The organism is Novosphingobium sp. ES2-1 (assembly GCF_015169775.1).
Classification (GTDB): domain Bacteria; phylum Pseudomonadota; class Alphaproteobacteria; order Sphingomonadales; family Sphingomonadaceae; genus Novosphingobium; species Novosphingobium subterraneum.
On record NZ_CP063446.1, the window covers coordinates 154729 to 178448 of the forward strand.

Here is a 23720-nt window from a genome sequence, read left to right on the forward strand (position 1 = left end):
TCAAGCGAAAGCGCTCCGCAAAGCAGCTACTTTCGACGCATGGAAGTTCTTCGCCACCTGGGTTGAAGCAGCGATCCCGTCAAATCCATGGAACGCCCCAGGCACGACTTCCAGCCGGGTCGGAACGCCGGCAGCGATCAGACGCTTGGCGTACATTATGTCCTCATCGACAAAAAGGTCGATAGCTCCGACGCCGATGAAGGTTGGCGGCAGGCCAGCCAGATCCGATCGGCGTGCTGGCACTGCCGCCACAGGAGCAGCATCCATGCCTGGCTCCATCCCCAGAAACGCACCCCACCCGAACCGGTTCTTGGCAGCAGTCCAGACAATCGTGCCGATCGGAGCCTTTGGCGTCTCCACGGTTCCGGTGCGGTCATCCAGCATCGGGTATATCAAAACCTGTGCGACGATCGGGACCTTGCCGACATCACGCGCTTTGAGGGCCAACAGCGCTGCGTGCCCGCCGCCTGCGCTCTCGCCCATAACGGCGATCCTGCCTGCATCGACGCCAAGGGATGTCGCATTGTCGTAAAGCCATTCGAGAGCTGCATAGTTGTCTGCAATGGATCCCTGATATCGTGTTTCCGGCGCGAGACGATAATCGACTGTGACGATCGTGCAGTCCAATTCCAAAGCCAGACGCTGCAGGTCAGCAACCATGCTGATAGCTGTGCCGCTGACAAAGCCTCCGCCGTGCGTGTGAAGGATTGCCGGACGGCGTTTCGACGCGTCGCTGTTGACGACGTACACGGTGACCGCCGGGTGGCCCGTCAAACCAGGTACAGATTGTCTGGTCCAGGCGGGGGCTTGGAGGGGAGGCTGCGCCCATCCGCCCATTGCCTTCCGGGTGAATGACAAGCTTTTTTCGGAAAGCTCGGGCATGGGTTCAAGCATAGCCATGAGTTGCTTGGCAAAGGGGCGCAGTTCAGGGTGAACGTAGGCGAATTCCTCTGGCTCGCTGGCACGCGCCAGTTCGCCCAGCCCGCCCAGAAGGCAGCCCGCAGTTCCGATGGCAGCCAGCTTGAAGGACTCTCGCCGTGAAACTCGCTTCACGATACTTCTCCCATACGTCGATCAGAATCTTACGAGTTTGCCCAAATTCGATACCAAGCCGAGTTCTGTCTGGCTTAGCCTCCAGTGCCTTAGCAGTTGCAAGGCGTCCCGCCTCGCTAACCTAGAAAGCGAGGCAGCAAGGCGGGACCTGTAGCCTGTCAGAACTTAGCTTCCAGGCTTGCCCCCAAGGTGCGACGCCCTTCACGCGTCAACCAGTTCACGGCGCCGCCTGCATCTGCAAAGGGCAATCCGATCACTGATGCATGGAAGCGCTTGTCCAGCAGGTTGCGGGCAAACACGCCGAGGCGCCAATTCCCGTCCGGGTGACCGATGCCGGCATTGAGACCGATGGTCACGAATCCTGGCTGGGAAGCAATCGCGCTTGCCACGTCATATTGAACCCTGCTTCGATAGTACCCGTTTGCTGCCCAATCGAACTGCAGGCTATCGCTGATTGGCAGGGTGACATTTGCCCCCAACGTAGCGCTGTATTTCGGTGCTCCGGAAAGGGGCTCGCCTTTCGCCTGGATCAGACTGGTTCCGTTCTGGGTGAAGCACGTGTAGCCGGCCCTGACGACACTTGGGCAGGCCGTGACGTAATCGGTAAACTTGGTGTCCGAATAAGTGAAGCCTCCATTCAGGCTGAACTCGGGGCTGACGCGCCAAGCTGCATCCACTTCAAAGCCATTCGCGCGGAAACCACCGGCGTTCTCCGTCAGGAACTCGGTTCCGTTGAAGACCGAGGTTTGGAGGTTCTTGTATTGATCGAAGAACATGTTGGCATTGAAGGTGACTGTCCGATTGAACAGCTGGCTCTTGAGCCCAACTGTCACGTCGCGGACCGTCTGGGGATTGACGCTGGACTTTGCACCCGTGAGCCCGGAGAACGTCACGGTTGGTCCCAGGTAACCACGGGCAACGGTCGCGAACACCATGACATCAGGCGCCAGCTTGTATTCGGCACCGACTCGCCCTGACCATCCTGTCTTCGACACGCTGCCCGTTTGCAGTGCACGGGGTGCATAGGGGACAACGAATCCTGGCGGCGTTGTCGAGAAATCGACCGTTGCGGGTGCGACGGCCGGGTCGACGATCGAGAACGACGACGATTTGACCTTGTCATTCTGGACGCGGAAACCGCCGAGAAGGGCGAACTGCTCGCTCACGTGGAACTTGCCGTCAATAAATCCGGCGTAAGAATCAGACTTTGTCTGGGTGTTACTCTGCCCTGCCGAGATATTGATGATCGGTGTGGCACTCAGCGTCGGTCCAAGAGCAATCGGTGTGAACGGGAAGGCCGGGCGCAACTGGGCGCGATTGAAGTCGTTAGCGTCGCCTACCTTGCGAACCGATGCGTAGAAGCCACCGGTAAACTCGAGCTGCGAGCCCTTGGGCGAGGACAGGCGCAGTTCCTGGCTGAAGAAAGTCTGATCGACACCGGTTGGCTGGGCCCTGAAGATCGGCAAGCTGCTGCCATCGATGGCAAATGCCTGCGGACCTTCGTTGAGACCACGGTAGGCGGTGACGGACGTAAGGTTATAGCCGCTCCCCAGCTCCTTGTTGATTTCGATCGAGGCTCCGAAGTTCTGCTCCGAGCTGTACCCTGGATAGTCTTCAACCGATTTGCCGTTCTCGAAGCCCGGCGTGACGCCCAAGGCTGACAGATTGGCGAAGCGTAATGCCATCAGCGGATTAAAGCCGGTTCCCGGCTTGGCGCTGTTTGGCAGGGAGTTAAGCGTCCAGAGTTGCCCCGGCCCTGTACGATTGATTTTGGAATAGTCGCCGATCACGTAGACGCTGAGATCTTCGGACGGCTCCCAAAGCAGCTTGGCGCGCGCGCCATAGCTGCGTTCACCACCCCACATTTCATCGCGCAGGACGTTCTCGAGGAAGCCATCATTCCGACGGTAGAAGCCGAACACCGACATAGCGGCATTGCTCGACAATGGCAGGTTGACCGAGGCGTTGGCGTTGACCTCGTTCAATTCACCGTACGATGCGTACGCCTTGCCCGAGACCTTGTCGAACCGGGGCTTGGCCGTCGTGATGTTGATGACGCCGGAAGAAGCGTTCTTGCCGAACTGGGTACCCTGCGGGCCCTTGAGCACTTCCACCCGCTCGAGATCCCCCAGGCTGTTGAGCGGATTGCCGAAGGGGATCACGACGTTGTCGACGACGGTGCCGACATTCTGTTCGGACGACGAGGCGAAACCGCCTGCCGAGCCAACGCCACGCAGACGGAAACCACTGTCGTTCGGGGAACTGCCAAACTGAAGGCCAGAAACCTGATACTGCAAGTCGGGCAGGCGCTGGAATCCTCCCTTGGCGATCTGTTCAGCTCCCAGTGCTGACACGGCCAACGGCACTTCCTGCAAGCGCTCTGCCCGGCGCGAGGCTGTCACGACGATGTCCCCGAACACGTCGGCATTCGCATCGGTGCCAGCGCCTTCAGTTGTATCCTGGGCATTCGCTGACCATGAATATGAAGCAATCGCAGTCGACGCCGCCAGTGCCATCAATCTGTATCTATTCATCTTTATCTCCCTGAAACTGAATTATCGGAATAATGTCTCTCGATTGTCGAAATTATGAAGAAGAGACGCCTATTTTCTTCGAGTTCCATGCCTATTCGCACGTGGTATTCATCGTGAATGGCGAGTATTCTCGGATGAAGACGTCTGGTGCTGCCAATTCGGCCCAACGTTGAGCTGTGGTCCAATCGGGGCCGAAACTATCGCTGCGCCAGAAGGACACCTCTCGTGTCGAACTCGTGGACACGGCCTGAGACCTTCCCGTCGAGCGATCGTTTTTTCCGGCACATCGCTGCGGTTCTCCCACCTGACCCAGTCAAGGCGCGGAGATGCCGAAAGTTATCCCTCAAAAAAAGAAATGATTCCCTATGCGGGTATAGATCTGGGCTATGCTTGCGCGGCAGGAGACGCTCGAGCCTTGCCAAGCTTCATCCAGCGAATGTCAGCAGGCGATGATCCGACATCCGAAAAAGTAAGGACCTCATCAAAAAGGACCGGAGGGTGTCACAAGATCAACGTTGCCCGCCGAAGTCAGCATGATGAGGCGAATGTCCGGCGAAACCGTTTTCAGACAGTACGAAGTTGCCAGAGCGGTCCTTGCCGAGACGCTGGAGATCACTGCCGTTTGGCGCCGAACCAATTATTCTGGCTGAAGACCTCGCCACCAGAAACGCGGTCCTGAACAGCGGAACGTAGACCGTCCGCTGGGGGCGGCACTTTGCGTTTGCTGCCGCGTTTTGGCTGTGATGCTGAGATCGATCCTCGTTGCCGCCTTCGCTTTGCTCCTCACCTGCGCAAGCGCGCTGATCCATCCCGCGTCCGACGAACGGGCGATGTATGGGTTCGAGGGGCCGCTCGAGCAGAACTGGTTGCCGCGCGAGGTGGCGGGGTGGCCCGCGCCGTTTCTGGCGGACAGCACGGCCACTTCCGTGCCGCACCAGATCGGGCCGGAGGATGACTTCCGGCCCGGCCCGTTCCTTGCGGATCTTGGCTTCTGGGCGCTGGTGGTGCTGGGCGTGATGCGGGTCTGGCGCCTTGTGCGGCGCCGAGCCTAGCGGTCGAGCGCCGCTTCGGCCCAGTCGACCGCCACATTTTGCATCTCCGGGTGATTTCCTTCGGCGACCAGTTCCACGATCTTCGCGCCCTTGACCGGCACGGCAATGGCGGCAGGCGCGTCGCCGGGCTTCATCCACCCGGTCTGCTTCAGCAGCTTGCCATCGGCGTGGACCGAGAAGCGGACGCGAGCGGTGGGGTCGGCGACGGAGTCGTCTATCCCGGCGAGGGTGGTGAAGGTCGAGAAGCCGGTGTTGCGGACTTCGAGGCGAGAGTTGGCGAGGGTGCCGATGGCGTTGTGATAGGTCTTGCCCGCGATCTTCGGAGTCTGGGCGAAGGGGGTCGCATCTGCCCGCGCACCGCCCCAACCGCCATAAACGGGATGTTCGCCATCGGCCTTGGTCGAGCGCCAGGGCAGAAGGCCGCGATAGACCATCGGGTCGGCCATGGGATGCACGATACCGTCGACCGCCGGGTTCACGTTGCCGGGTTGCTCGGACAGGTAAAGGCCTTGCGCGTGCTCGCGCGTGCCGCTGGCCTTGAACAGCAGGGTCTGGTGGCGTTCGAGATGGACCGGCATTTCATTGGCGAAGGATTTCGTGTCGCCGTCCCACAGGTCAGTCAGGGTAATCGGTTGATCGGCGCGGTATTTGAGGTGCGACGCGATGAGCTTCACGTCGATCGGGCTGCCGGTGCGGTTGAACAGGGCGACAGCCTTGGTGCCGTCGGCCAGCGTCTTGGTGAAGATCTGAACGCTGTCGCCATCATAGGCCAGCACGGCCTGATGCGCGGCCGCGTCCTGATTGAGCGCGATGACCTGCGCATTGCCGAGCACGCCCATCATTGCGGGCGAGGCCTTGCGCAGATCGAAGCCGATGATCAGAGGTGCGTTGAGCATCGCCCACAGCGACATGTGCGAACGCGCCTCGGTGAGGTGCGCATCGTCGAACTCGCCGCTGCCGATGAACAGCATGTCGGGATCGTTCCAGCTGTTGGGCTTGGCGTAAAGTTCACGCCGGGAGGCGGAATCGAGATTGTGCAGCATCCGCTCCCAATTGGGGGAGATGTCCTCGCTGGTGCGCGAAAGGTTGCCGAGGGTACGCGCCCATGAGCGGACGTCGGCCGAACCCCACAGGCAGATCGACAGGACGAAATCGTTGCCAGGCTTGTTGCGCGACAGCGCCTGGCCCACCTGATCGAACAGGCCCTTCACTGCGGGGATATTGGTGCGCGGGATCGTGTCGTAGTCGATCAGCGGATCCAGCGCGCGCAGGCGGCCGGATTTGACCTGCGGGCTATCCGCCGCGAGCGCCCGGATGCCGCAGCCGTCGACCTTGATATAGTCGAAGTTCCATTCGCCGAAATAGAGCGCGATGTCCTGATCGATGTGGCCGTAGAGGCCGATCTCGCGTTCGGCCATGGTGCCCGCGGGCTGGCCGGGGCCGGCGGGATCGCCGTAGATCTGGCCGCAGCTGTTTCGGCCGATCTCGCTGTAGATGCCGGCTTTCAGGCCCATGGCGTGAAGCCGGTCGGTGAAAGGGCGGAAGCTGGTGTTGCCATCAGCCGTTCGGGCCGAAGGGAAGTTGTCGGTGCGGATCAGCACACGGCCATCAGCCTGCCGCCGCTTCGCCCACCAGCCATCGTCGATGTTGACGTAGCGGTAGCCCTTGGCGGCGAGCCCGGAATCAACGATCAGTTGCGCCGAGGCGATGACCTTTTCCTCGTCGATGTCGGTGCCGAAGGCGTTCCAGCTGTTCCAGCCCATCGGCGGCAGCGGGGCGGAGCCACGCGTCGTTACGCTCCAGGTGCCACGGGCCTCGAGCGGCTTGTCGGCGGCGTTGGCCGAGGATGCGAGGGTGGTTGCTGCGAGCAGGGCGGCGACAGTGAGGCGCTTCACTTCGTTGCTCCGAACGCGAGGTGCTTGCTGAAGAACGGCACGACCTGTTCCTGGAAGCGGAAGGCGACGCGATTGGTGTGATCGCCTTCGTACAGCGTGAAGCTGTTGGCGATGCCGTAGGTTTCGAGGACCTTGTGCAGGGTTTCGGTATCGGTCTTGAGGCCGTCCTTGTCGCCCACGTCCATGGCAATCGCAGCGTAGCGGCGCATGTTCGGGATGTACTGGTCTACGAAGGAGAGCGGGGCGTTGGCGGCCCATTTCGCCATGACGTCATCGCGGGTCTTGCCGTCGGCGGTCAACGGCAGGTCGAGATAGAGCGGCGGGTTCTTCGGGTTGGGTGACCAGGCGGCGGCAGCCGCCAGGGTGCCGCGCTGTGCCCATTGCAGGCTGGCCGAGTCGGCCGGGCTCTTCATCGCGGCATAGGCCTTCATCGTCTCGGGCGTGACGCCAAACAGGCCGCGCGCGGAGAGGCAGCACGGGCTCATCAGGTAGAGCGCGCCGAACACGTCGGCATGCTTCATGCCGATGCGCGTGGCGCCGTAACCGCCCATCGAATGGCCGACGAGACCGCGGCTTTCGCGCGTGGGCAGGGTGCGAAAGTGGCTGTCGATGTAGGTCACAAGATCGCGGGCGATGAAGGTTTCGAAATCGCCGGTGGTGACAGACGAGGAATACATCGAGCCGTTGTGCGCGGTCTTGCTGTCGGGGAAGACGTAGATCATCTCGCGCGCACCTTGGGCCATGCCGCCTTCGATCACCTGCGGCACGTGGATCTCGCCCATCCATTGCTGCGCGCCGATGGAATAGCCGTGGAGCGCATAGACCACCGGATAACGGCCTTTCGGATTCTTCGCGTAGCTGGGCGGCAGGACGACGAAGACGTCACGATCGGCGCTATCGCCTTCAAGCGCGCCTTCGAGGGCCGTGGCGTGAACAGAGATCTTCTGGACCGTGGTCTTGGGTGCGCCAGCAATGGCAGCGGGTGCAGGCGTCTGCACTTGCGCGTATGCGCTTGAAGGTAGCGCTCCCATCGTAAGGGCTGAGAGGGCCAGCATAGGCAAAAGGCGCATTGGTCAATCTCCCGAGGTTGGTTCTGGTTGTTGTCAGCTGCCGCGCAGTGCGCGGAGGAGCATGGCGCGGATCTGGCCGTAGTTGGCCTTGAGATTGCCGAGGACGCCGCGCTGGTCTTCGGGCAAATGGGCAAGGGGGTGGCCTTCGGTGCGGAAGACGTAGTGATCAAAGAAGGCGCGGAAGGCCATGCGCTCTGCCTCTGGGCGTTCGGCTATGGCGATCATGGCGTGGAGCATAGACAGCGAGGGCGCGTCAGGCCCGGTGGCAGTGGCGTCCCACCAGTAGTTGAGCATGACGTTGATCGGGGCCTTGGCTTCAACCTGGTGCCACCACAACTTGGGCAGGAAGAGGGCATCGCCCGGCTGCAGGGTAACGGCGATGGCACGGGCGCGGGCCTTTTCGAAGCGGGGGAAGCGCGCTGGGTCCGGATTGCCGGCGGCGAGGCTCGCGGGTTGGCCGGCCATCGTATTGTCGATCGGACCAACGTAGAGATCGCCAATGGCATCAGGCGGGTAGAGCGTGAACGTGCGCTCTCCGGCGATCACGCAGGCCAGATTTTCATAAGCATCGTAGTGAGCCGCAGCGGTGGACGGATTGCCGATCCACAGGCGTGGTTCGACAGATCGGGGCACGATGGCAACATGATTGGGCTCGGCAAAGCCGGGAAGATAGGCGTGCGCGACAAGCGAACCGACATAGGTCGTCGGCGCCGAGGGATCGGCCGCGTGGGCCAGCATCGCGTGGAAGGCATCTCTGAGCGCCATTTCGCTGCGCGTGAAGTTGAAGCCGGAAAGATCGTCCGAATAGAAATAGTGGCCCGCGTTGATCGGATCGCTCTGGAAGACTTGTGGTCGGCGTTCGTTCGCAAATCCAAGCATATAGTCCAGCACTGCGCCTGGCTCTGCGCTTGCGGCCCGTGTCGCTGGCAAAGCCGCGCCGAGGCCTCTGATGACCGCGGGCCGACCCGTTTCAATAACTTGAACGCGAAACGCCTCCGCGCTGACCAGCGCGGTGTGGTCTTTCGAGATTTCTGTCAGTTCTGGCCGGGCCTGTCCGGTCATGTCATGCCCAGCCGCTGGCAGGCATGGCGAGACGTTCATTCCGCCTGCGGGCAAGCTGGCCGATCTGGCGCAGCGACGCGCGGATTGCCAATGCAGCAGCCAGGGAGCCGTCTCTAAATAGTCTGATGATTCTAGTATCATCGAGATCTGCAAGCGCATCGCCGCTGACCGTGTAGAGGCCATTCAGGGCGACGGTCTGGCCATCGTCGAACTTCAGGGAAATGTCGACCGGCTCGACCAGCCGCGCCTCGACGATATCGGCAATGAATCTTTCCGTCCTTGCCGCGTTGCCCATCAAGGTGCCGATGGCGCGCTGGACGAGACGCATCTCGTCGGTCGGGCCGCCCATGGCATCGAACAGGGGAATTGTGCCTCCGGGCGCGAAGCGGGGATGAGCAAGATCGACGGCAATGTTCTCGTCAGAGGCAAAAAATCCCTGCCGTTGCAGGTCGAGCGGAAGAAACGCAGCGTTTCCAGTGCCCGCACCCTCCACGAGGACTTCTTCGGGCGAGAATCCGAACAACGCGACGATGGCGAATCGCCCTGTTTCGGGGGACTTGGCCAGCATGACCGGACAGCAGGATGCGGCCGCTTCGACTTCGGGCAGCGAGATCTGCACCATGTGCGGATGCGCGCCAGCAAGAGGGTGCATGGCCAGGTTGCGATGGACCTCGCTGTTCAGGATCTCGAGTTGCTCAGCCATTCGTCCTCTCCCGTCTTTCCCTGTTTTTCAGGCAGCTTATCGCGGTTATGCCCGGTACTTCATGTGCGCGCTAACATGGCTGATCTAACGCCATCCGCCGCCTTGTTGCAACACTATCCAACCAAGGTGCCATTGCGCAGACAATTTGGTATTGATAGCGCTACCTAGATCAGTTACACCGGTCTCGCAAGGTGACGCTGACAGAGCGCCTGCAGGGTTGAGAGGCTGAAGGGAAATCGCAGTTCGCCTGCGCGATGCTTCTCCGATTGCGCGTGCTTCGTCATGGCTGCCGGTCCTGTCGTGTGGGGCAGCCGGATGCAGATCACCTTCCCGGGCGGGGGGGCCGTCAGAGTAGCAGTGGAGAGGGTATGAGGACGTCCATCAATTCACGCTTCCTTATCGGAAGTGCAGCAGGCGCGATCGCGCTTGCCATGGCGATGCCGGTTGCGGCGCAGGAAGCGCAAAGCTCGGTCATGAACGACGAGCCGAGCAACGCCGAAATCATCGTCACCGGCATTCGTGGCTCGCTCCAGCGCAACATGGAGATCAAGCGCACGGCTTCGGGCGTGGTCGATGCGATTTCGGCCGAAGACATCGGCAAGTTCCCCGATGCCAACGTGGCTGACGCACTGCAGCGCCTGCCCGGCATCTCGATCCAGCGTTCTGGCGCTCGCGGCGAAGCCAATGGCGTGACCGTGCGCGGCTTTGGCGGTGACTTCAACGACACGCAGTTCGATGGGCGTCGCCTTTCGACCGCTTCGGGCAGCCGTGCGGTCGACTTCACGACGATCGGCTCGGACTTCGTCTCGAACATCTCGGTCTTCAAGACTCCCGACGTCGAACTGGGCGCCAGCGCCATCGGTGCGACGATCAATGTTGCCCTGCCCAAGCCCTTCGACAGCGCAGACAGCAAGTTTGCGGTAAAGGCTTCCGGTGCCGTTCAGGACCGCAGCGGCAAGGTTACGCCTTCGGGTGCGGCCCTCGCGAGCACGCGTTTTGCCGACGACACCATGGGCATCCTGGCCTACGCCGCCTATCGCCGCGTCGATACCGAAACCAACCAGGTCTTCATCCCGGGGTGGATCGGCAACTACTTCTATCAGTGCCAGGCGCAGGCGGCCTGTCAGACCAACGACTTCACGCCTGCCAAGAAGAACGTGCTGGGCTGGTTCCCGCAGCAGGTTGGCGCCAACCAGATTACCACGAAGGACGAGCGCATCGACGGCCGTCTTGCCTATCAGTGGCAGGCCGGTGACGATGTGCTGCTGACGCTGGACGGCAACTTCACCCGCCAGACGCTGAACACCGCGACCTATGGCTACGGCGCATGGTTCAACGGTGACGACTTGCGCAATGTGAAGCAGGACAGCAACGGCACGGTGGTTGATTTCAACCAGTTCGGCACGCCGATGGACTTCAACGCCAGCCTGGCGCGGACGATCAACCAGACCTACATGTTCGGCGGCAACCTGAAGTGGGATGCGACCGACGAGCTCAGCTTCGACTTCGACGCATCGCTCTCGCGCTCGGTCCTCAATCCCGGCCGCAACGGCTACCAGAACGCGATGGACATCGGTTACGGCGGCACCAATGCCGATCCGAACGGGCCGTTCCTGTCGACGGGTTGCACGTATCCCGCCGGTGCGGGCCCGACGACCGCGCCGACTTCGTGCAGCCGCTATTCGACGATCCTTGGCGCCAATACCGGCGTGAAGATCGGCGGGCCGAGCAACAACTTCCTGCCCAGCATCCACGACGTGGGGCCGGGTGGCGACGTTTCGCGCTTTACCGACAAGTCGCTGATCGGCAGCCACGTGATTGCCGGCTTCCCCAACTACTTCACCAACCTCGTCAAGCAGGTGAAGATCGGCGGCAAGTGGGACGGCGACAACCTGAAGGTCCACTTCGGCGGCAGCTTCCAGGAAAACAAGTATCATCAGGAAGGCGAAAGCCCGTTCGTGAACGGCACGTTCTTCCGCTACGGTGGTTACGGCGCTCCGTCTGGCCGTACCGGCGCAGTCGCACCGCTGCCAGACAGTGTCTATCAGGGCATCATCAGCACCAACAACTTCATTCCGGGTTACGAAGGCAACCTCGCCCCTGCGATCATCAAGTACGATCCGGTGGCGGTGTACCGGGTGCTCGAGGCGACCGGACGCGGCACGACTGCGCCTGCGTTCAACCCGGACAGCGTGCTCAACGTCAAGGAGCAGACGTTTGCGGCCTATCTGCGCATCAACTTCGAGAGCGAGATCGGCGATATGCCGTTCAAGGTCAGCGCCGGCGTACGCGACGAGTACACCAAGCTGACTTCGGGCGCGCTTGGCCGCAATCCGGTGAAGTTGATCACCGTGCCGACCGACCCGACGCTGATCCAGGTCGATACCTTCACGCCGCAGCAGCTGATCGAGCGCAGCATTTCCTACAACTACGTCCTGCCCAGCCTTGACGTGAAGCTGGAGGTGAAGCCGAACCTGATCCTGCGGTTCGATGCATCGCGCACGCTGACCCGCCCGGCGCTGGGTGATCTGCGCCCGACGATCAACCTTGGTACGCTGCGCAGGGGCAGCCTTGCGGCATCGGGCGGCAACGCCAGCCTCAAGCCCTACCTTGCCGACAACCTCGATCTCGGTGTCGAATGGTACTACGGTTCCAACTCGTACTTCGCGGTCAACGGCTTCATGAAGTTCATCTCGAACTTCATCGTCGGCGGCGTGAGCACCCAGACGATCAACGGCGTGGTCGATCCGTTCACGAACCAGCCCGCGCAGTTCCAGGTGAACAGCAAGGTCAACGGTCCGGACGGCGTGGTGCGCGGCGTCGAAATCGCCTGGCAGCAGGTCTTCGGCGATAGCGGTTTCGGGTTCAACGCCAATGCCACGCTGGTCAATACCAACCGAACCTTCAACACGGCGGACATCTCGGGTTCGGCCTTTGCCATCACCGGCCTTGCCAACTCCGCGAACCTCGTGGCGTTCTATGACAAGAACGGTCTGGAAGTGCGCGTTGCCGGTAACTGGCGCGACAAGTACCTGCTTGGCCTTGGCCAGCAGCAGGGCGGCACCTTCGGTGCGGAACCGGTCAACGTGAACCGTCAGTTCCAGATCGATGCCAGCGCAAGCTACCAGGTGACCAAGGAGCTGTCGGTCTTTGTCGAGGGCACCAACCTCAACAACTCGAACTACAGCACTTATGGTCGCTTTTCGAACATGTCGCTCGACACGTTCAACTACGGTCGCCGCTTTGTCTTCGGCGCACGTTTCAACTACTGACAAGACGTGATGGTGGTGCCGGAGCTTCGTGCCCCGGCACTGCTGCAAAAGCAGGACGGAGAGGTGCGCGGATGGTTCGTGCAGTGCGCGATGTCGTGATTGTCGGTGGCGGAACGGCCGGGTGGCTGACCGCAGCGATCATTGCCGCAAAGCACAAGGCCCGGATCGGACACGACTTCTCCGTCACCTTGGTTGAAAGCCCCAACGTGCCGATCATAGGCGTGGGCGAAGGGACCTGGCCTACGCTGCGCTCGACGCTCAAGAGCGTGGGCATTTCCGAAACCGATTTTTTCCGCGAATGCGATGCCGCCTTCAAGCAAGGCGCGCTGTTTGCGAAGTGGACCACGGGCGCCGAGGATGACGCCTATTATCATCCGCTGGTCCTGCCGCAGCGCTTCGGGCAGCTGAACCTTGCGCCGCATTGGCTGGCGGGCACGCTGAACGAGGGTGGCGACAACGGCGAGACCTTCTGCGACGCGGTATGTCCGCAAGGGCGGCTCTGCGACGAGAACCTGGCGCCCAAGTCGATGGTCAATGCCGAGTACGAGGGGCAGGCGAATTACGCCTACCATCTCGATGCCGGCAAGTTCGCGCCGTTCATGCAGCGGCATTGCACCGAAAAGCTGGGCGTGCGCCACGTGCTGGCAGACATGCGCCAAGTGCTTCAGGACGAAAGCGGCGACATTCGCGCGATCGCGACCGAGCAGGCAGGCGAAATCAGCGGCGATCTGTTCATCGACTGCACCGGCATGCGCAGCCTGCTGCTGGGGCAGACGCTCGGCGTCGGCTTCAAGGACTGCAACGACGTGCTCTTCTGCGACACCGCGCTCGCCATGCAGGTGCCATATCCCGCCCCCGATGCGCCGGTGGCAACGCACACGATCTCGACCGCGCAATCGGCGGGGTGGATCTGGGACATCGGTTTGCCGACGCGACGGGGTGTTGGGCACGTCTATTCAAGCCGCCATATCAGCCGCGAGGATGCCGAGGCGGAACTGCGCGCTTATGTGGGTCCGGCGGCGGAAGGTCTTGCGGTGCGCAAGATCGATATCCGTTCGGGCCACCGCGAACTGTTCTGGAAGAACAATTGCGTTGCCGTGGGGCTGGCGGCAGGGTTCCTCGAGCCACTGGAAGCCTCCGCCATCGTGCTGATCGAGCTTTCGGCCAAGATGATCGCAGACCAGATGCCCCCGGTGCGCGAGGTTATGGACGTGGTGGCGCGGCGCTACAACGAGAAGACGCTGTACCGCTGGGGCCGGATCATCGACTTTCTCAAGCTGCATTACGTCTTGAGCCAGCGACGCGATACGGCGTTCTGGCGGGACAACATGGACCCGGCCTCCATTCCCGAGAGGCTGCAGGAGCTGATGGCGCTGTGGCAGTATCAGGGCCCCTATATGCACGAGGAGTTCGACCGGGTGGACGAGGTGTTCCCTTCGGCATCCTATCAGTACGTGCTCTATGGAATGGGTTTCCGAACCGAGGTTTCCGCGCGCACGCTCGAACCGGAAGTGCGTGAGGCGCGGCGTGCGCGGGCAGAGAATGCTGACGTCACTGCGCGAATGCTGAGTGGACTGCCCAGGCATCGCGACCTGATCGACCGCATCGTGAAATACGGATTGCAGCCAGTCTGATCCGCAACGACCAGCCCTGCCGGGTCGCATCGGCACGGGATACTTGAGAGGAAAATCGTGATCGCCAGTTCATTGCCAACGCGCGGCCTCGCGCGACTGCTGCTTGGGTCCGTCAGCGTGGTAACGCTAACTCTGTCCACCGCCAACGCGCAGGAGGTTGATCCGCGGGCCGAGGCGGACCGCCTAGCTTCAGCGCTGGTGGCGAAGATGACCACCGACGAGAAGGTGGAGCAATTGCTGAATGTCGCTCCGGCTATCCCGCGCCTTGGCGTGCCGGCCTACAACTGGTGGACAGAGAGCCTGCATGGCGCGGGCGGTGCAGTGCCGACCACGAACTTCCCTCAATCCATCGGGCTTGCTGCCACGTTCGACCCGCCATTGATCCATGACGTGGCACGGGTGATCAGCACCGAACTGCAGGGCCTGCACACGCTGGCTCGACAGACCGGACATCTCGGCAAGATCGGCACCGGGCTCGACACCTGGGCGCCCAATATCAACATCTTCCGCGATCCGCGCTGGGGGCGGGGGCAGGAGACCTATGGCGAGGACCCGTACCTTACGGCGCAACTGGGCGTCGCCTATGTGAAGGGCATTCAAGGGCCGAACCCGGACCTGCCCGACGTGATCGCCAGCCCCAAGCACTTTGCGGTGCATTCAGGGCCCGAACCGACCCGCCACACCGACAACATCATGGTTTCGCGCCACGATCTTGAGGACACCTACCTGCCCGCGTTCCGCGCGGCGATCGTCGAAGGGAAGGCCGGGTCGATCATGTGCGCCTATAACCGCGTCGATGGTCAGCCGGCATGTGCCAGCGACCTGCTGCTCAAGGACCGGCTGCGCGGAGCTTGGGGCTTCAAGGGCTATGTCGTTTCGGACTGCGATGCAGTGGTCGATATCTATGATCGCCACAAATATGCGCCCGATGCTGCCTCGGGCGTGGCGGTAGGCCTGCTGGCGGGCGTCGACAACGAATGCCACACCGGCACCATCGGTGAGGCCAAGGGGCTGGCCGACCGCTACAAGGCGGCACTGAAGGCGGGCTACCTGACCGAAGGCGACCTTGACCGCGTTTTGGTGCGGCTGTTCTCGGCACGCTATCGCAATGGCGACCTGGGCGGGATGAGCGCGCGCAAGCCCAATGCCACGCCAGTGAGCGCAGTGGGCACGCAGGCAGGTTGGGACCTTTCGCTCAAGTCTGCCGAGAAGAGCCTGGTCCTGCTCAAGAACACGGGCGTGCTGCCGCTGAAGGCCGGCGCGCGGGTGGCGGTGATCGGACCCTTGGGCGATGCGACGCGGGTGCTGCGGGGCAATTACTCGTCGGCCAACTCCGCCCCGCCGGTCTCGGTGGTCGAGGGCTTGCGCCGCGCGATGCCGGGAGCGCAGGTCAACTATGTGCCGTTCTCTCCTTCGATCGTCGACGGCGATCTGGTGACGGATGGCAACTTCCTGACGCCTGACGGAAAGCCGGGGCTGAAGGCAGTCTATTATAACGCGGTGGATCCCGACAAGCCGCGCGGCGAACGGACGTTCACGGCAAAGCCGGTGGTCACGCGGATCGAGACCAACCTGAAAAGCAGCGCGATGCAGCTGAAAGAGGTGAGCCCGGCGTACAAGGTGGTGTGGGACGGCTTCTTCGTGGCGCCGGAAAGCGGCCTGTACAAGATGGGCGTGACCGCGGTGAAGGGCGCAATCGAGATCGGCGGGAAGCCCGTGATCACCTCCGATCACTACTCGCTGTGGGGTGAGCCGCCAAAGTACGTCGAGGTCGAACTGAAGAAGGGCGAGCGCTATCCGCTGCACTTCGATATCGAAGGAGGCGGCGCGGCGGGGCCGGGCTTGTTCTGGAAGCGCATCAGCAAGGACCCCTGGGGCGATCTGGCGCGCGGCGCGGCCGAGGCCGATGTGCTGGTCGCCGTGGTCGGCCTGACGGCGGACCTTGAAGGCGAGGAAATGCCGCTCAAGATCGAGGGCTTCGACGGCGGTGACAAGACCAGTCTGGAACTGCCGATGGATCAGCGCGAACTGCTGATCCGGGCGCGCACGCTCGGCAAGCCGCTCGTCGTCGTGGCGATGAACGGCAGCCCGATCAACCTGTCATGGGCGAGGGACAATGCCGATGCACTGGTAGAGGCGTGGTATCCAGGTCAGGCCGGGGGGCTTGCCGTGGCCAATGTGCTGACAGGCAAGACCAATCCGTCCGGACGTCTGCCGCTGACGTTCTACAAGGACACGGCGGACCTGCCGGCATTCACCGATTATTCGATGAAGGGGCGGACTTATCGCTACTTCACCGGCAAGCCGGTTTATGGCTTTGGCTATGGCCTGAGCTACACGACATTCGGCTATGGCCCTGCGAAGGTCGATCCGGTTGGCGGCAGCACGGCCAATGGCATTCGCGTGACGACGCAGGTGACCAACACCGGCGCGCGCGAAGGCGAGGAAGTGGTGCAGGCCTACCTGCGCTTCCCCGATCAGCCCGGTGCCCCGCGCGTGGCGCTGCGCGGGATTCAGCGGGTTTCCCTGAAGCCGGGCGAGAGCAAGGCGGTGACGCTGGAGCTTTCGCCGCGTGACCTTTCGGCCGTGCGGCCGGACGGAGTGAGGCAGGTTTTTGCGGGGACTTATCGCCTCAACCTGGGCGGGGGCCAGCCCGACAGCGGACTGCCGGGGACCGAGACGACCTTCAGCGTAGACCGCGTGGTCGATCTGCCGAAGTGAAGATCACGGCGCTTCGCCTTGTCTCTCGGCAGGGTGAAGCGCCAGTCTTTGTTCGGTCAGGATCTGCCAGCCGGTGAGGAACAGGGCCCCGACCACCGGGCCGACAACGATGCCGGAAAGGCCTAGCAACTCGATCCCGCCCAGCGTTGTCACCAAAACCAGCCAGTCGGGGATGCCGGTATCGCGGCCGACCAGCATCGGACGCAGGACGTTGTCGGCAAGGCCGATGACCATGACGCCCGATCCGATCACGACTGCGCCCTGCCAGATCGCACCCGTGGCGAAGAGGTAGATCGCGACCGGGCCCCAGACGATGGCAGGGCCGATCGCGGGTAGCAGTGCGGCAATGGCCATGAGCGCACCCCAGAGCAGTGAGGCGGGCAGACCGACTATTGCGAAAGTGATCGCGCCAAGTGCGCCCTGTGCCAGGGCAACAAGCACCGACCCCTTGATCGTGGCACGTACCACGGCGACGAACCGCTCGACGATCTGGGCGGCGATCGAATCCGCAAGAGGCAGGGCGCGGACAATCTGCGGACCCAGCACATATCCATCACGCAGCATGAAGAACGTGACGTAAAGGCCTACAGCAAAAGCAAGAAGGAAGGATGCCGCATTTGCGCCAAAGGCCAGTGCGCGCTGCGTGATTGCGCTGGCGCTGTTGCCGAGGGCTTCGGAAATGCGGCTCTGCGCGGTCTCGAACGTACCAAAACCGGCATTGCCGAGCAGGTCCTGAAGCCGAACCGGAAGAGCGTCGTGTACTTGTTTGAAATAGGCGGAGAAATTCAGCTCACCGGTGCGCAGTTGCGCGAATACGCCGGAAGCTTGTTCCACCACCATCGTTCCGATCAGCATGGCAGGGATAATCACCGCGAAGGTGATGATCAGCAGCGTCATGGCAGCGGCGCGGCTGCGCCTTTCCGGCCACCGTTCGAGCAGGCGCTCGTTCAGCGAATGAAACATGATCGCGGCCAGCGCGGCCCACAGCATCGCGCCAAGAAAATGCGATACGACAAGCGTCAACCCGACGGTGACAAGTACCAGAAACAGGACGAATCCGCCCTTTTCGATCTTGCTACGCTCCAGCATCATTCCCCCATCCTGCGGCCGAGCCCGCATGCACCCAAGTGCCAGCGCAACGCATGGGTTCGCAAGCGGTTTCAGCTTATCGCCAGTGTGGAGCCTTTCAGCGTCACAAGACGCCCGGCAGAGAGAGTGAAGGTGCGGCGGATTTCGCCCAGGCGCACCTCGACCGTGCCACTTTCCATCGGTTGCAGCACGGCCTGAACGAGTTGTCCTTCCGTCCACTTAAGATCGACTGCCACCCCGCCTCGCGCAATCAGCCCTCGGGCACTGCCAGAAGGCCAGGCCCGGGGAAGCGCCGGAAGGAGATGAAGCGAACTGCCCCGGCTTTGCATCAGCATTTCGATGATTGCGGTGCTGCCACCGAAGTTGCCGTCGATCTGGAAGGGCGGATGCGCGTCGAACATGTTGGGATAAGTGCGCGCGGGCGACAGCAGGCTGCGCAGGATCTTGTGCGCCCGCTCGCCATCCCGCAGCCGCGCCCACAGGGCGATCCGCCAGGCGGTGGCCCATCCGGTTGATTCATCACCGCGTCGGTCGAGGGAGACGCGCGCTGCCCTCGCCAGTTCTGGCGTGCCGTCCGGGTTGATCTGGTGGCCGGGATAGAGCGCATAGAGGTGCGAGACGTGGCGATGGTCCTGTTCGGGCGCAGCTTCGTCCCAGTCTTCGAGCCATTCCTGCAGCTGCCCGGCTTTGCCGATGCGGTCAGGCGCGAGGGCGGAGCGGGCGTGACGCAGCTGCTCGGCGAAATCGGCGTCGTGGTCCAGAACGGTGGCGGCAGCTGCGGTGCGATCGAACAGGTCTCGCAGGATCTGGCGGTCCATCGCTGGGCCGGCGCAGACCGAAGCGCCAAACGGGTGGCGATTCTCGGGCGAGATCGAGGGGGAGGTGATCAGGCCCTGGGACGAGGGCTGCAGGGTCTCGAGAAAGAACTCTGCCGCGCCGCGCATGAGGGGGTAGATTGCGGCCAGCCATGCCCGGTCACGGCCATAGTCCCAGCGGTCCCACAGCGCGTTGCAGAGCCATGCGCCGCCCATCGGCCACATGCCCCATGCGGCACCATCGATCGGGCTGGAGGCGCGCCACAGATCGGTGTTGTGGTGGGCAACCCAGCCCCTTGCCCCATAAATGGCGCGGGCGGTCTTCGCCCCGCTGACCGCAAGTTCGCGGACCATGCGCAGCAGCGGCTCGGCGCATTCGCCGAGGTTTGCAGGGTCCGCCAGCCAGTAGTTCATCTGGGTGTTGATGTTGATCGTGTACTTCGATCCCCAAGGTGGCTTGGTGCTCTCGTTCCAGATGCCCTGCAGGTTCGCGGGCTGTGTGCCGGGGCGCGAGGAGCAGATCATCAGGTAACGGGCATAAGCGAAATAGAGCGCGGCGAGGGCGGGTTCGTCGCTTTCGACATTGGCTTTGATGCGCTCGTCGGTAGGCAGGGTGCTGGCCGGGCCGAGGTGAAGCGCTGCGCGGCGATAGAGGCGGCGATGCTCGGCGATGTGAGCATCGCGCAAGGCCACCCATGGCCGGGCGCTGGCATTGGCGATCTGGCGGGCGACGGTGGCGACAGGATCGCCTGCGTGGCTGGTCGCGAGCGCGACGAGGATGGTCGCGTGCGAGGCCCCACTGACGACCAACGTGGCGCCTTCCGTCCGGACGCTTCCGCCTTGTGCGCTGGCGGTGATCCTTGCGGCGAGGCCCAGGCCGGCGGGGATGCCGTGATCTGCCCGATTGCGGCCCTCTGCGTGGATTGCATTGCCGGCGGCGCGGACCGTCGCGTCTTGCGGCGTGTCAAAACGAACGGCCAAATTCAGCGTGACGCCGTGACTGGCCGAGAGGTGGATGGCGATGACCTGATCGACGGGGCTTGCCAGTGCCGCGCGCGTTATGGTGCCGGTGGAGGTGGCGAAGTGGGTTGTGGCGATGGCTTTGTCGAGATCAAGTTCGCGGCGATAGGTCCTTGGCGTGCCGGGAAGGTCCATGTCGATGAAGAGATCGCCGAAGGTCTGATAGGACATCTGCGAGACAGGCCGTGCGATTAGGCAGTCGTTGGCGAGGGCTTCCGCTTCGGCAAAGCGGCGCTGCGCGATCAGCTTGCGGATGTGCTCCACCGCTTGAGGACCAGCCTTCGGGTTCAACGGATCATAAGGGCCGCCGCTCCACAGCGTGTCTTCGTTCAGCTGGATCCGTTCTGACGTGGTGCCGCCGAAGACCATTGCTCCGAGCCTGCCGTTGCCAACCGGAAGGGCTTCGGTCCAGATCGAGGCAGGCTGGCGATACCACAGCACATCCTGCCGGGGCGCGGGGGGCGCAGCCTTGGCAGGAAGTCCGACAATTCCCTGTCCAGCAACAGCAGCACCCGCTGCGATTGCCTGCCTGCGTGTGATTGGCATCCCGCTTCCCGTAGTCCGATGACCATCGTACGATGGTGTTTTCTGGATCGCGGATCGGCGTGCAAGAGCCATATCCGGCATCGTAAGGCCGCCGGATAATAAGTATGACTAAATACTGGGCTGTCCAGCGAAAAGCTGCAGACGGCTATACCTCAGGCGCGCGCCGGCGGATCGATATCGGCAAGTGCCAGTTCGATCAGTTTCTGCATGGCAGCACGGGCGGCAGGGCCGTCGCCATCGGCCACGGCATCGAACAGCACGCGGTGATCTGGCAAGGGATCCCGCGGCAGCTTGCGCTTGCGCTGCTTGTAGATCGTGGTCCATCGCACCGCAGCCGAGATGGTGCTGGCCAATGAGATCAGCGCCATGTTGCCAGTCGCCTTCAGCAGCGTGGTGTGGAACGACTGGTCCGCGGCCTGACCGAGCGGCGAAGCCAGCGTGTGCTTGGCCATTTCCTCAAGCGCGTGGCCCATCTGCGCCAGTTGCGCACCGGTCCGGCGGGTGGCAGCAATTTCGGCGGCCGCCGGTTCGATGATCAGTCGCAGCTCGAACAGGTCGTCAATCGCGGCCTGGCTGGGTTCGCCCTCGAAGGTCCAGGCAAGAACGTCGGGATCGAGGATGTGCCAGCGCGACGGATCGGTGATCTTGGTGCCTGCCTTCGGGCGGCTTTCGACCAGGCCCTTGGCGGCGAGGATACGGATTGCCTCGCGATAGGCGGTGCGCGAAATGTGGTTGCGCTCGGCAAAATCGACCTCGCTCGTCAGCACGTGGCCGGGGGCGTATTTACCGGTGACAATGGCAATACCTAGATCGCGTGCGATGCTGCCGTGTAGGCGTAAAGATTTGTCAGACCTGTCGATCGCGTCCCCGCCCTGTTCCTTGCTTCGCGACACTTTCAGCTCCTTGCGCCCCTGTGCCCTATTTGGGCGCAATTTCGGCAAAGTCCAGCAGTTCGATGGTCGGGGGTCACCCTTATCGAACTGTCAGTCCTTTGCCGTCATGGCCTACGGAAGGTCCATTTGCCGGCCTCGGACGCCGTGTCGAAGCGGACGAGCCGCGGCGTGCTGGCCCCGACAGCGGCCAAGGCCAGGGGCTTCATGGGATCGGGCGTGGTCTTCGGGACGATTCGATAGGTGCCATCCGGCAGCATGTCGATCCGCCAGAGCTGTTCGGGTGCGCCGGTGTATTCCGGCACTGTCACGACATCGCCCGACGGCGTGGCGGCAAGAGCGCGGTTCGTTCCGGCGATGACGATCTTCATATACGGCGCGCCAAACCAGCCCCCGGCACCGGTCGCAGGTTCGACAGTCCAATGCTGGTTGGGACGGACCTGGTACGTACCCATGTCGACCGCGATCGTGCCCTTGGACCACACGGCCTGGTTCTGCTCCAGAGTCTGATCCGGCACGGGCTTGACCGGCTCCTTGGGCGGGCCGAAACCGGTCCACGACCAGGGCAAGCGCACTTCGTCCACCGCCAATTGCAGCGCGCCGCCGCGCTCGGACTGGATCTCGTAAGTGCCGGGGCGCAGGTTTTCCTGTCCCACTGGCCAACCGTTCTTCCAGGTCAGCGGCAGGATTGCGAGAACGCTGCGCGCGGAGCGGTCCATATCGGCTTCGTAGTGGAACGAGAACTTTTCCACGCCATCGCCGAGCTCAACCAGGCCGAAATGTCCGGCGCCGCGACCACGGCCGTTCGATCCCCAGACCAGCTTGCCGCCACCCTTGAGCAGGGGCACGCCGAAGTTGTCGACATAAGGGCCTAGCGGGCTCCTCGAACGGCCGACGCGGATATTGTAGGTCGAGTTGGGCCCGTCGCAGCAGGTGCCATGGGTGCCGAGCAGATAGTACCAGCCATCCCGATGGAGCAGTGCGGTTGCCTCCATGTCGATCGCGATATCGACGGGCTGGTTGCCGGGCAGGCGTTCGGCAGTTTTTGGATCAAGTTCGACCATCCGGATCGCGCCGAAGTAGGTGCCGTAGCTGAGCCAAAGGCGCCCTTCGGCGAGCAGGAAGGCCGGGTCGATTGCATCGTTGTTCTCGAAGCCATCGCTCGAAGCCACGGTGCCGACCTCGTGGAAACCGAAATCCCTGGACGCGGGATCGAGCGACTTCGTCCACATGATCTTCACGTCGCTCTTGTGGCCGCCATTCATGCCGCCGCCGCCGACCGCCCAGGCCACGTAGTAGCGATCCCCCAGCTTGATCACGTCGGGCGCTACGCCGCCGCCGGGGCGAACCGGTCCGCTTTTCCAGGTCCAGCCGTCAGACGACACCAGGCCGCCCTTGCCGGTGCCGAAGGTGTAGAAGCGACCATCTGAATGCGCAATTGTCGAGGGATCATGGATGTAAGGCTCGCCCTCCATCTGCGCGACGGGGTTGCTCTGCGCGAGAAGCGGGGCGGCAATGCCGGCGAGAGCTGCGGCGGCGAGGAGCTTGGTGTTCATCACAGGCCTTTCAGCGCAGGGTAACTTTGAGATCGCGGATCGGCTGTCCATTGTCGTCGACGAAGCGGACCGCGAAATCGGACAGGCCGGGGCCGTTGATGACCGCGCCGTGCAGCACGTTACGACCCTTTTTCAAACCGAGCGCGGGCGAGACGACATCGTCCATGACCATGCGACGGTCGCCGAACAAGGCCGCGGCTTCCTTCCCGTTCAGCCACCACATCGATGCGGAGTTGGAGCCGACTGCGAGACGAGCTTGGGGCATATCGCGTGGCGCGTCGATCACCGTCGTTGCCCAGAAGATTACGCCGTAAGTCGGCTTGCCGTAGGCGGCCGCGAAGTAGAACAGCTTGGCGTCCCATTGCGTGGCGTCGAGCGCATGCCAGGTGAGGGCAGCGCCCTTGTGCGAAACGGTCTGGCCTTCACTGGGCAGCTTGCGGTCGAGACCTGCGGGTCGGTCTTCAGCAAAGGCCTTGCGCACGTAGTCGCTGGTAAAGAGCTGGTTGGTGCGATTGGGCTTTGTGATCGGCTCAAGCAGCAGCCAGCGACGAATGAAGCCATCTTCGTCAACCGAGGTGCTGCCGGTTGTGGCTGGCACGAAGTATGGGGCGAGCGAAGGGGCCGGTTGTGAAATCGCGGGTGTGGCAGGCGCGCAAAGCGCTGCGCCCACCGCGGCAAGAAGGGCCGAGGTCCGAATCATGTCATCCTCTCATATTTTCTAATTGTATGAGTTAAAGAGGGTGAGGTTTCAACGATAATTATCAACGTCGAAGACGTAAAAAAGCCCGCGGCACTCGCATTCGTGCCG

15 protein-coding genes are annotated in these 23720 nt (G+C 62.6%); 4 read left to right on the plus strand and 11 right to left on the minus strand.

From position 1 onward, the window contains the following. Together IM701_RS16135 and IM701_RS16140 are read right to left on the minus strand one after the other, a co-directional pair. A complete protein-coding gene (locus tag IM701_RS16135; RefSeq protein ID WP_230487920.1) occupies positions 1-882 on the minus strand; it encodes an alpha/beta hydrolase in 882 nt (293 codons plus the stop codon). A 329-nt stretch (positions 883-1211) separates the two neighbouring features. Beyond that, positions 1212-3569, minus strand: a complete 2358-nt coding sequence (locus IM701_RS16140) for a TonB-dependent receptor (RefSeq protein ID WP_230487921.1) — start codon at positions 3567-3569, stop codon at positions 1212-1214. Between the two features lie 761 nt (positions 3570-4330). Between IM701_RS16140 and IM701_RS16145 the strand changes: the two genes are divergently transcribed. After that, positions 4331-4639: a hypothetical protein gene (locus IM701_RS16145; protein ID WP_193828758.1), complete on the plus strand. Its 309-nt coding sequence runs from the start codon at positions 4331-4333 to the stop codon at positions 4637-4639. Here the strand turns inward: IM701_RS16145 and IM701_RS16150 are convergent. The 4 genes from IM701_RS16150 to IM701_RS16165 are packed head-to-tail and all read right to left on the minus strand — an operon-like array spanning position 4636 to position 9369. Then, entirely contained in the window at positions 4636-6534 is a 1899-nt protein-coding gene (locus IM701_RS16150) for an NPCBM/NEW2 domain-containing protein (protein WP_230487922.1), read from the minus strand. The genes IM701_RS16145 and IM701_RS16150 overlap by 4 nt on opposite strands. Beyond that, positions 6531-7604, minus strand: coding sequence for an alpha/beta hydrolase family protein (locus tag IM701_RS16155; RefSeq protein WP_230487923.1), 1074 nt, complete (start codon positions 7602-7604; stop codon positions 6531-6533). Before IM701_RS16155 ends, IM701_RS16150 begins: the two co-directional genes overlap by 4 nt. Positions 7605-7637: 33 nt before the next feature. Next, complete coding sequence (locus IM701_RS16160; RefSeq protein WP_370584374.1) at positions 7638-8705, minus strand: cupin-like domain-containing protein; 1068 nt, start codon at positions 8703-8705, stop codon at positions 7638-7640. Next, positions 8668-9369 (minus strand): SapC family protein, encoded by a 702-nt coding sequence (locus tag IM701_RS16165; RefSeq protein WP_193828759.1) that lies wholly within the window; start codon positions 9367-9369, stop codon positions 8668-8670. The genes IM701_RS16160 and IM701_RS16165 overlap by 38 nt, the downstream gene beginning before the upstream one ends. A gap of 368 nt (positions 9370-9737) precedes the next feature. Between IM701_RS16165 and IM701_RS16170 the strand changes: the two genes are divergently transcribed. The 3 genes from IM701_RS16170 (at position 9738) to IM701_RS16180 (ending at position 16996) form a co-directional block, all read left to right on the plus strand. Further along, on the plus strand, positions 9738-12641 hold the full coding sequence (locus tag IM701_RS16170) for a TonB-dependent receptor (protein ID WP_193828760.1): 2904 nt from the start codon (positions 9738-9740) through the stop codon (positions 12639-12641). Positions 12642-12712: 71 nt separating this feature from the next. Next, on the plus strand, positions 12713-14275 hold the full coding sequence (locus IM701_RS16175) for a tryptophan halogenase family protein (protein ID WP_193828761.1): 1563 nt from the start codon (positions 12713-12715) through the stop codon (positions 14273-14275). A 57-nt stretch (positions 14276-14332) separates the two neighbouring features. After that, on the plus strand, positions 14333-16996 hold the full coding sequence (locus IM701_RS16180; protein WP_370584375.1) for a glycoside hydrolase family 3 C-terminal domain-containing protein: 2664 nt from the start codon (positions 14333-14335) through the stop codon (positions 16994-16996). A gap of 3 nt (positions 16997-16999) precedes the next feature. On the opposite strand, the gene IM701_RS16185 is transcribed toward IM701_RS16180, so the two are convergent. The 5 genes from IM701_RS16185 to IM701_RS16205 all read right to left on the minus strand — a co-directional run bounded on the left by IM701_RS16185 (position 17000) and on the right by IM701_RS16205 (position 23612). Beyond that, the gene (locus IM701_RS16185) at positions 17000-18085 is read right to left on the minus strand and encodes an AI-2E family transporter (RefSeq protein ID WP_193828846.1); all 1086 of its coding nucleotides are present in this window, start codon (positions 18083-18085) and stop codon (positions 17000-17002) included. Positions 18086-18156: 71 nt separating this feature from the next. After that, positions 18157-20466, minus strand: coding sequence for a glycoside hydrolase N-terminal domain-containing protein (locus tag IM701_RS16190; protein ID WP_193828762.1), 2310 nt, complete (start codon positions 20464-20466; stop codon positions 18157-18159). A 152-nt stretch (positions 20467-20618) separates the two neighbouring features. After that, positions 20619-21359, minus strand: coding sequence for a FadR/GntR family transcriptional regulator (locus IM701_RS16195; RefSeq protein WP_052242544.1), 741 nt, complete (start codon positions 21357-21359; stop codon positions 20619-20621). A gap of 104 nt (positions 21360-21463) precedes the next feature. Next, positions 21464-22912 carry a family 43 glycosylhydrolase gene (locus IM701_RS16200; RefSeq protein WP_193828763.1) on the minus strand — a complete coding sequence of 483 codons (1449 nt, stop codon included), beginning with the start codon at positions 22910-22912 and terminating at the stop codon, positions 21464-21466. Positions 22913-22922: 10 nt separating this feature from the next. Beyond that, a complete protein-coding gene (locus IM701_RS16205) occupies positions 22923-23612 on the minus strand; it encodes an acetylxylan esterase (protein WP_193828764.1) in 690 nt (229 codons plus the stop codon). Between the last annotated feature and the right edge of the window lie 108 nt (positions 23613-23720).

Coding starts and splice junctions, on each gene's coding strand:
- IM701_RS16200 (WP_193828763.1), bottom strand. CDS start 22,912: ATGAACACCAAGCTCCTCGCCGCCGCAGCTCTCGCCGGCATTGCCGCC.
- IM701_RS16185 (WP_193828846.1), bottom strand. CDS start 18,085: ATGCTGGAGCGTAGCAAGATCGAAAAGGGCGGATTCGTCCTGTTTCTG.
- IM701_RS16170 (WP_193828760.1), top strand. CDS start 9,738: ATGAGGACGTCCATCAATTCACGCTTCCTTATCGGAAGTGCAGCAGGC.
- IM701_RS16205 (WP_193828764.1), bottom strand. CDS start 23,612: ATGATTCGGACCTCGGCCCTTCTTGCCGCGGTGGGCGCAGCGCTTTGC.
- IM701_RS16160 (WP_370584374.1), bottom strand. CDS start 8,705: ATGAACGTCTCGCCATGCCTGCCAGCGGCTGGGCATGACATGACCGGA.
- IM701_RS16145 (WP_193828758.1), top strand. CDS start 4,331: ATGCTGAGATCGATCCTCGTTGCCGCCTTCGCTTTGCTCCTCACCTGC.
- IM701_RS16135 (WP_230487920.1), bottom strand. CDS start 882: ATGCCCGAGCTTTCCGAAAAAAGCTTGTCATTCACCCGGAAGGCAATG.
- IM701_RS16165 (WP_193828759.1), bottom strand. CDS start 9,369: ATGGCTGAGCAACTCGAGATCCTGAACAGCGAGGTCCATCGCAACCTG.
- IM701_RS16190 (WP_193828762.1), bottom strand. CDS start 20,466: ATGCCAATCACACGCAGGCAGGCAATCGCAGCGGGTGCTGCTGTTGCT.
- IM701_RS16140 (WP_230487921.1), bottom strand. CDS start 3,569: ATGGCACTGGCGGCGTCGACTGCGATTGCTTCATATTCATGGTCAGCG.
- IM701_RS16155 (WP_230487923.1), bottom strand. CDS start 7,604: ATGCGCCTTTTGCCTATGCTGGCCCTCTCAGCCCTTACGATGGGAGCG.
- IM701_RS16175 (WP_193828761.1), top strand. CDS start 12,713: ATGGTTCGTGCAGTGCGCGATGTCGTGATTGTCGGTGGCGGAACGGCC.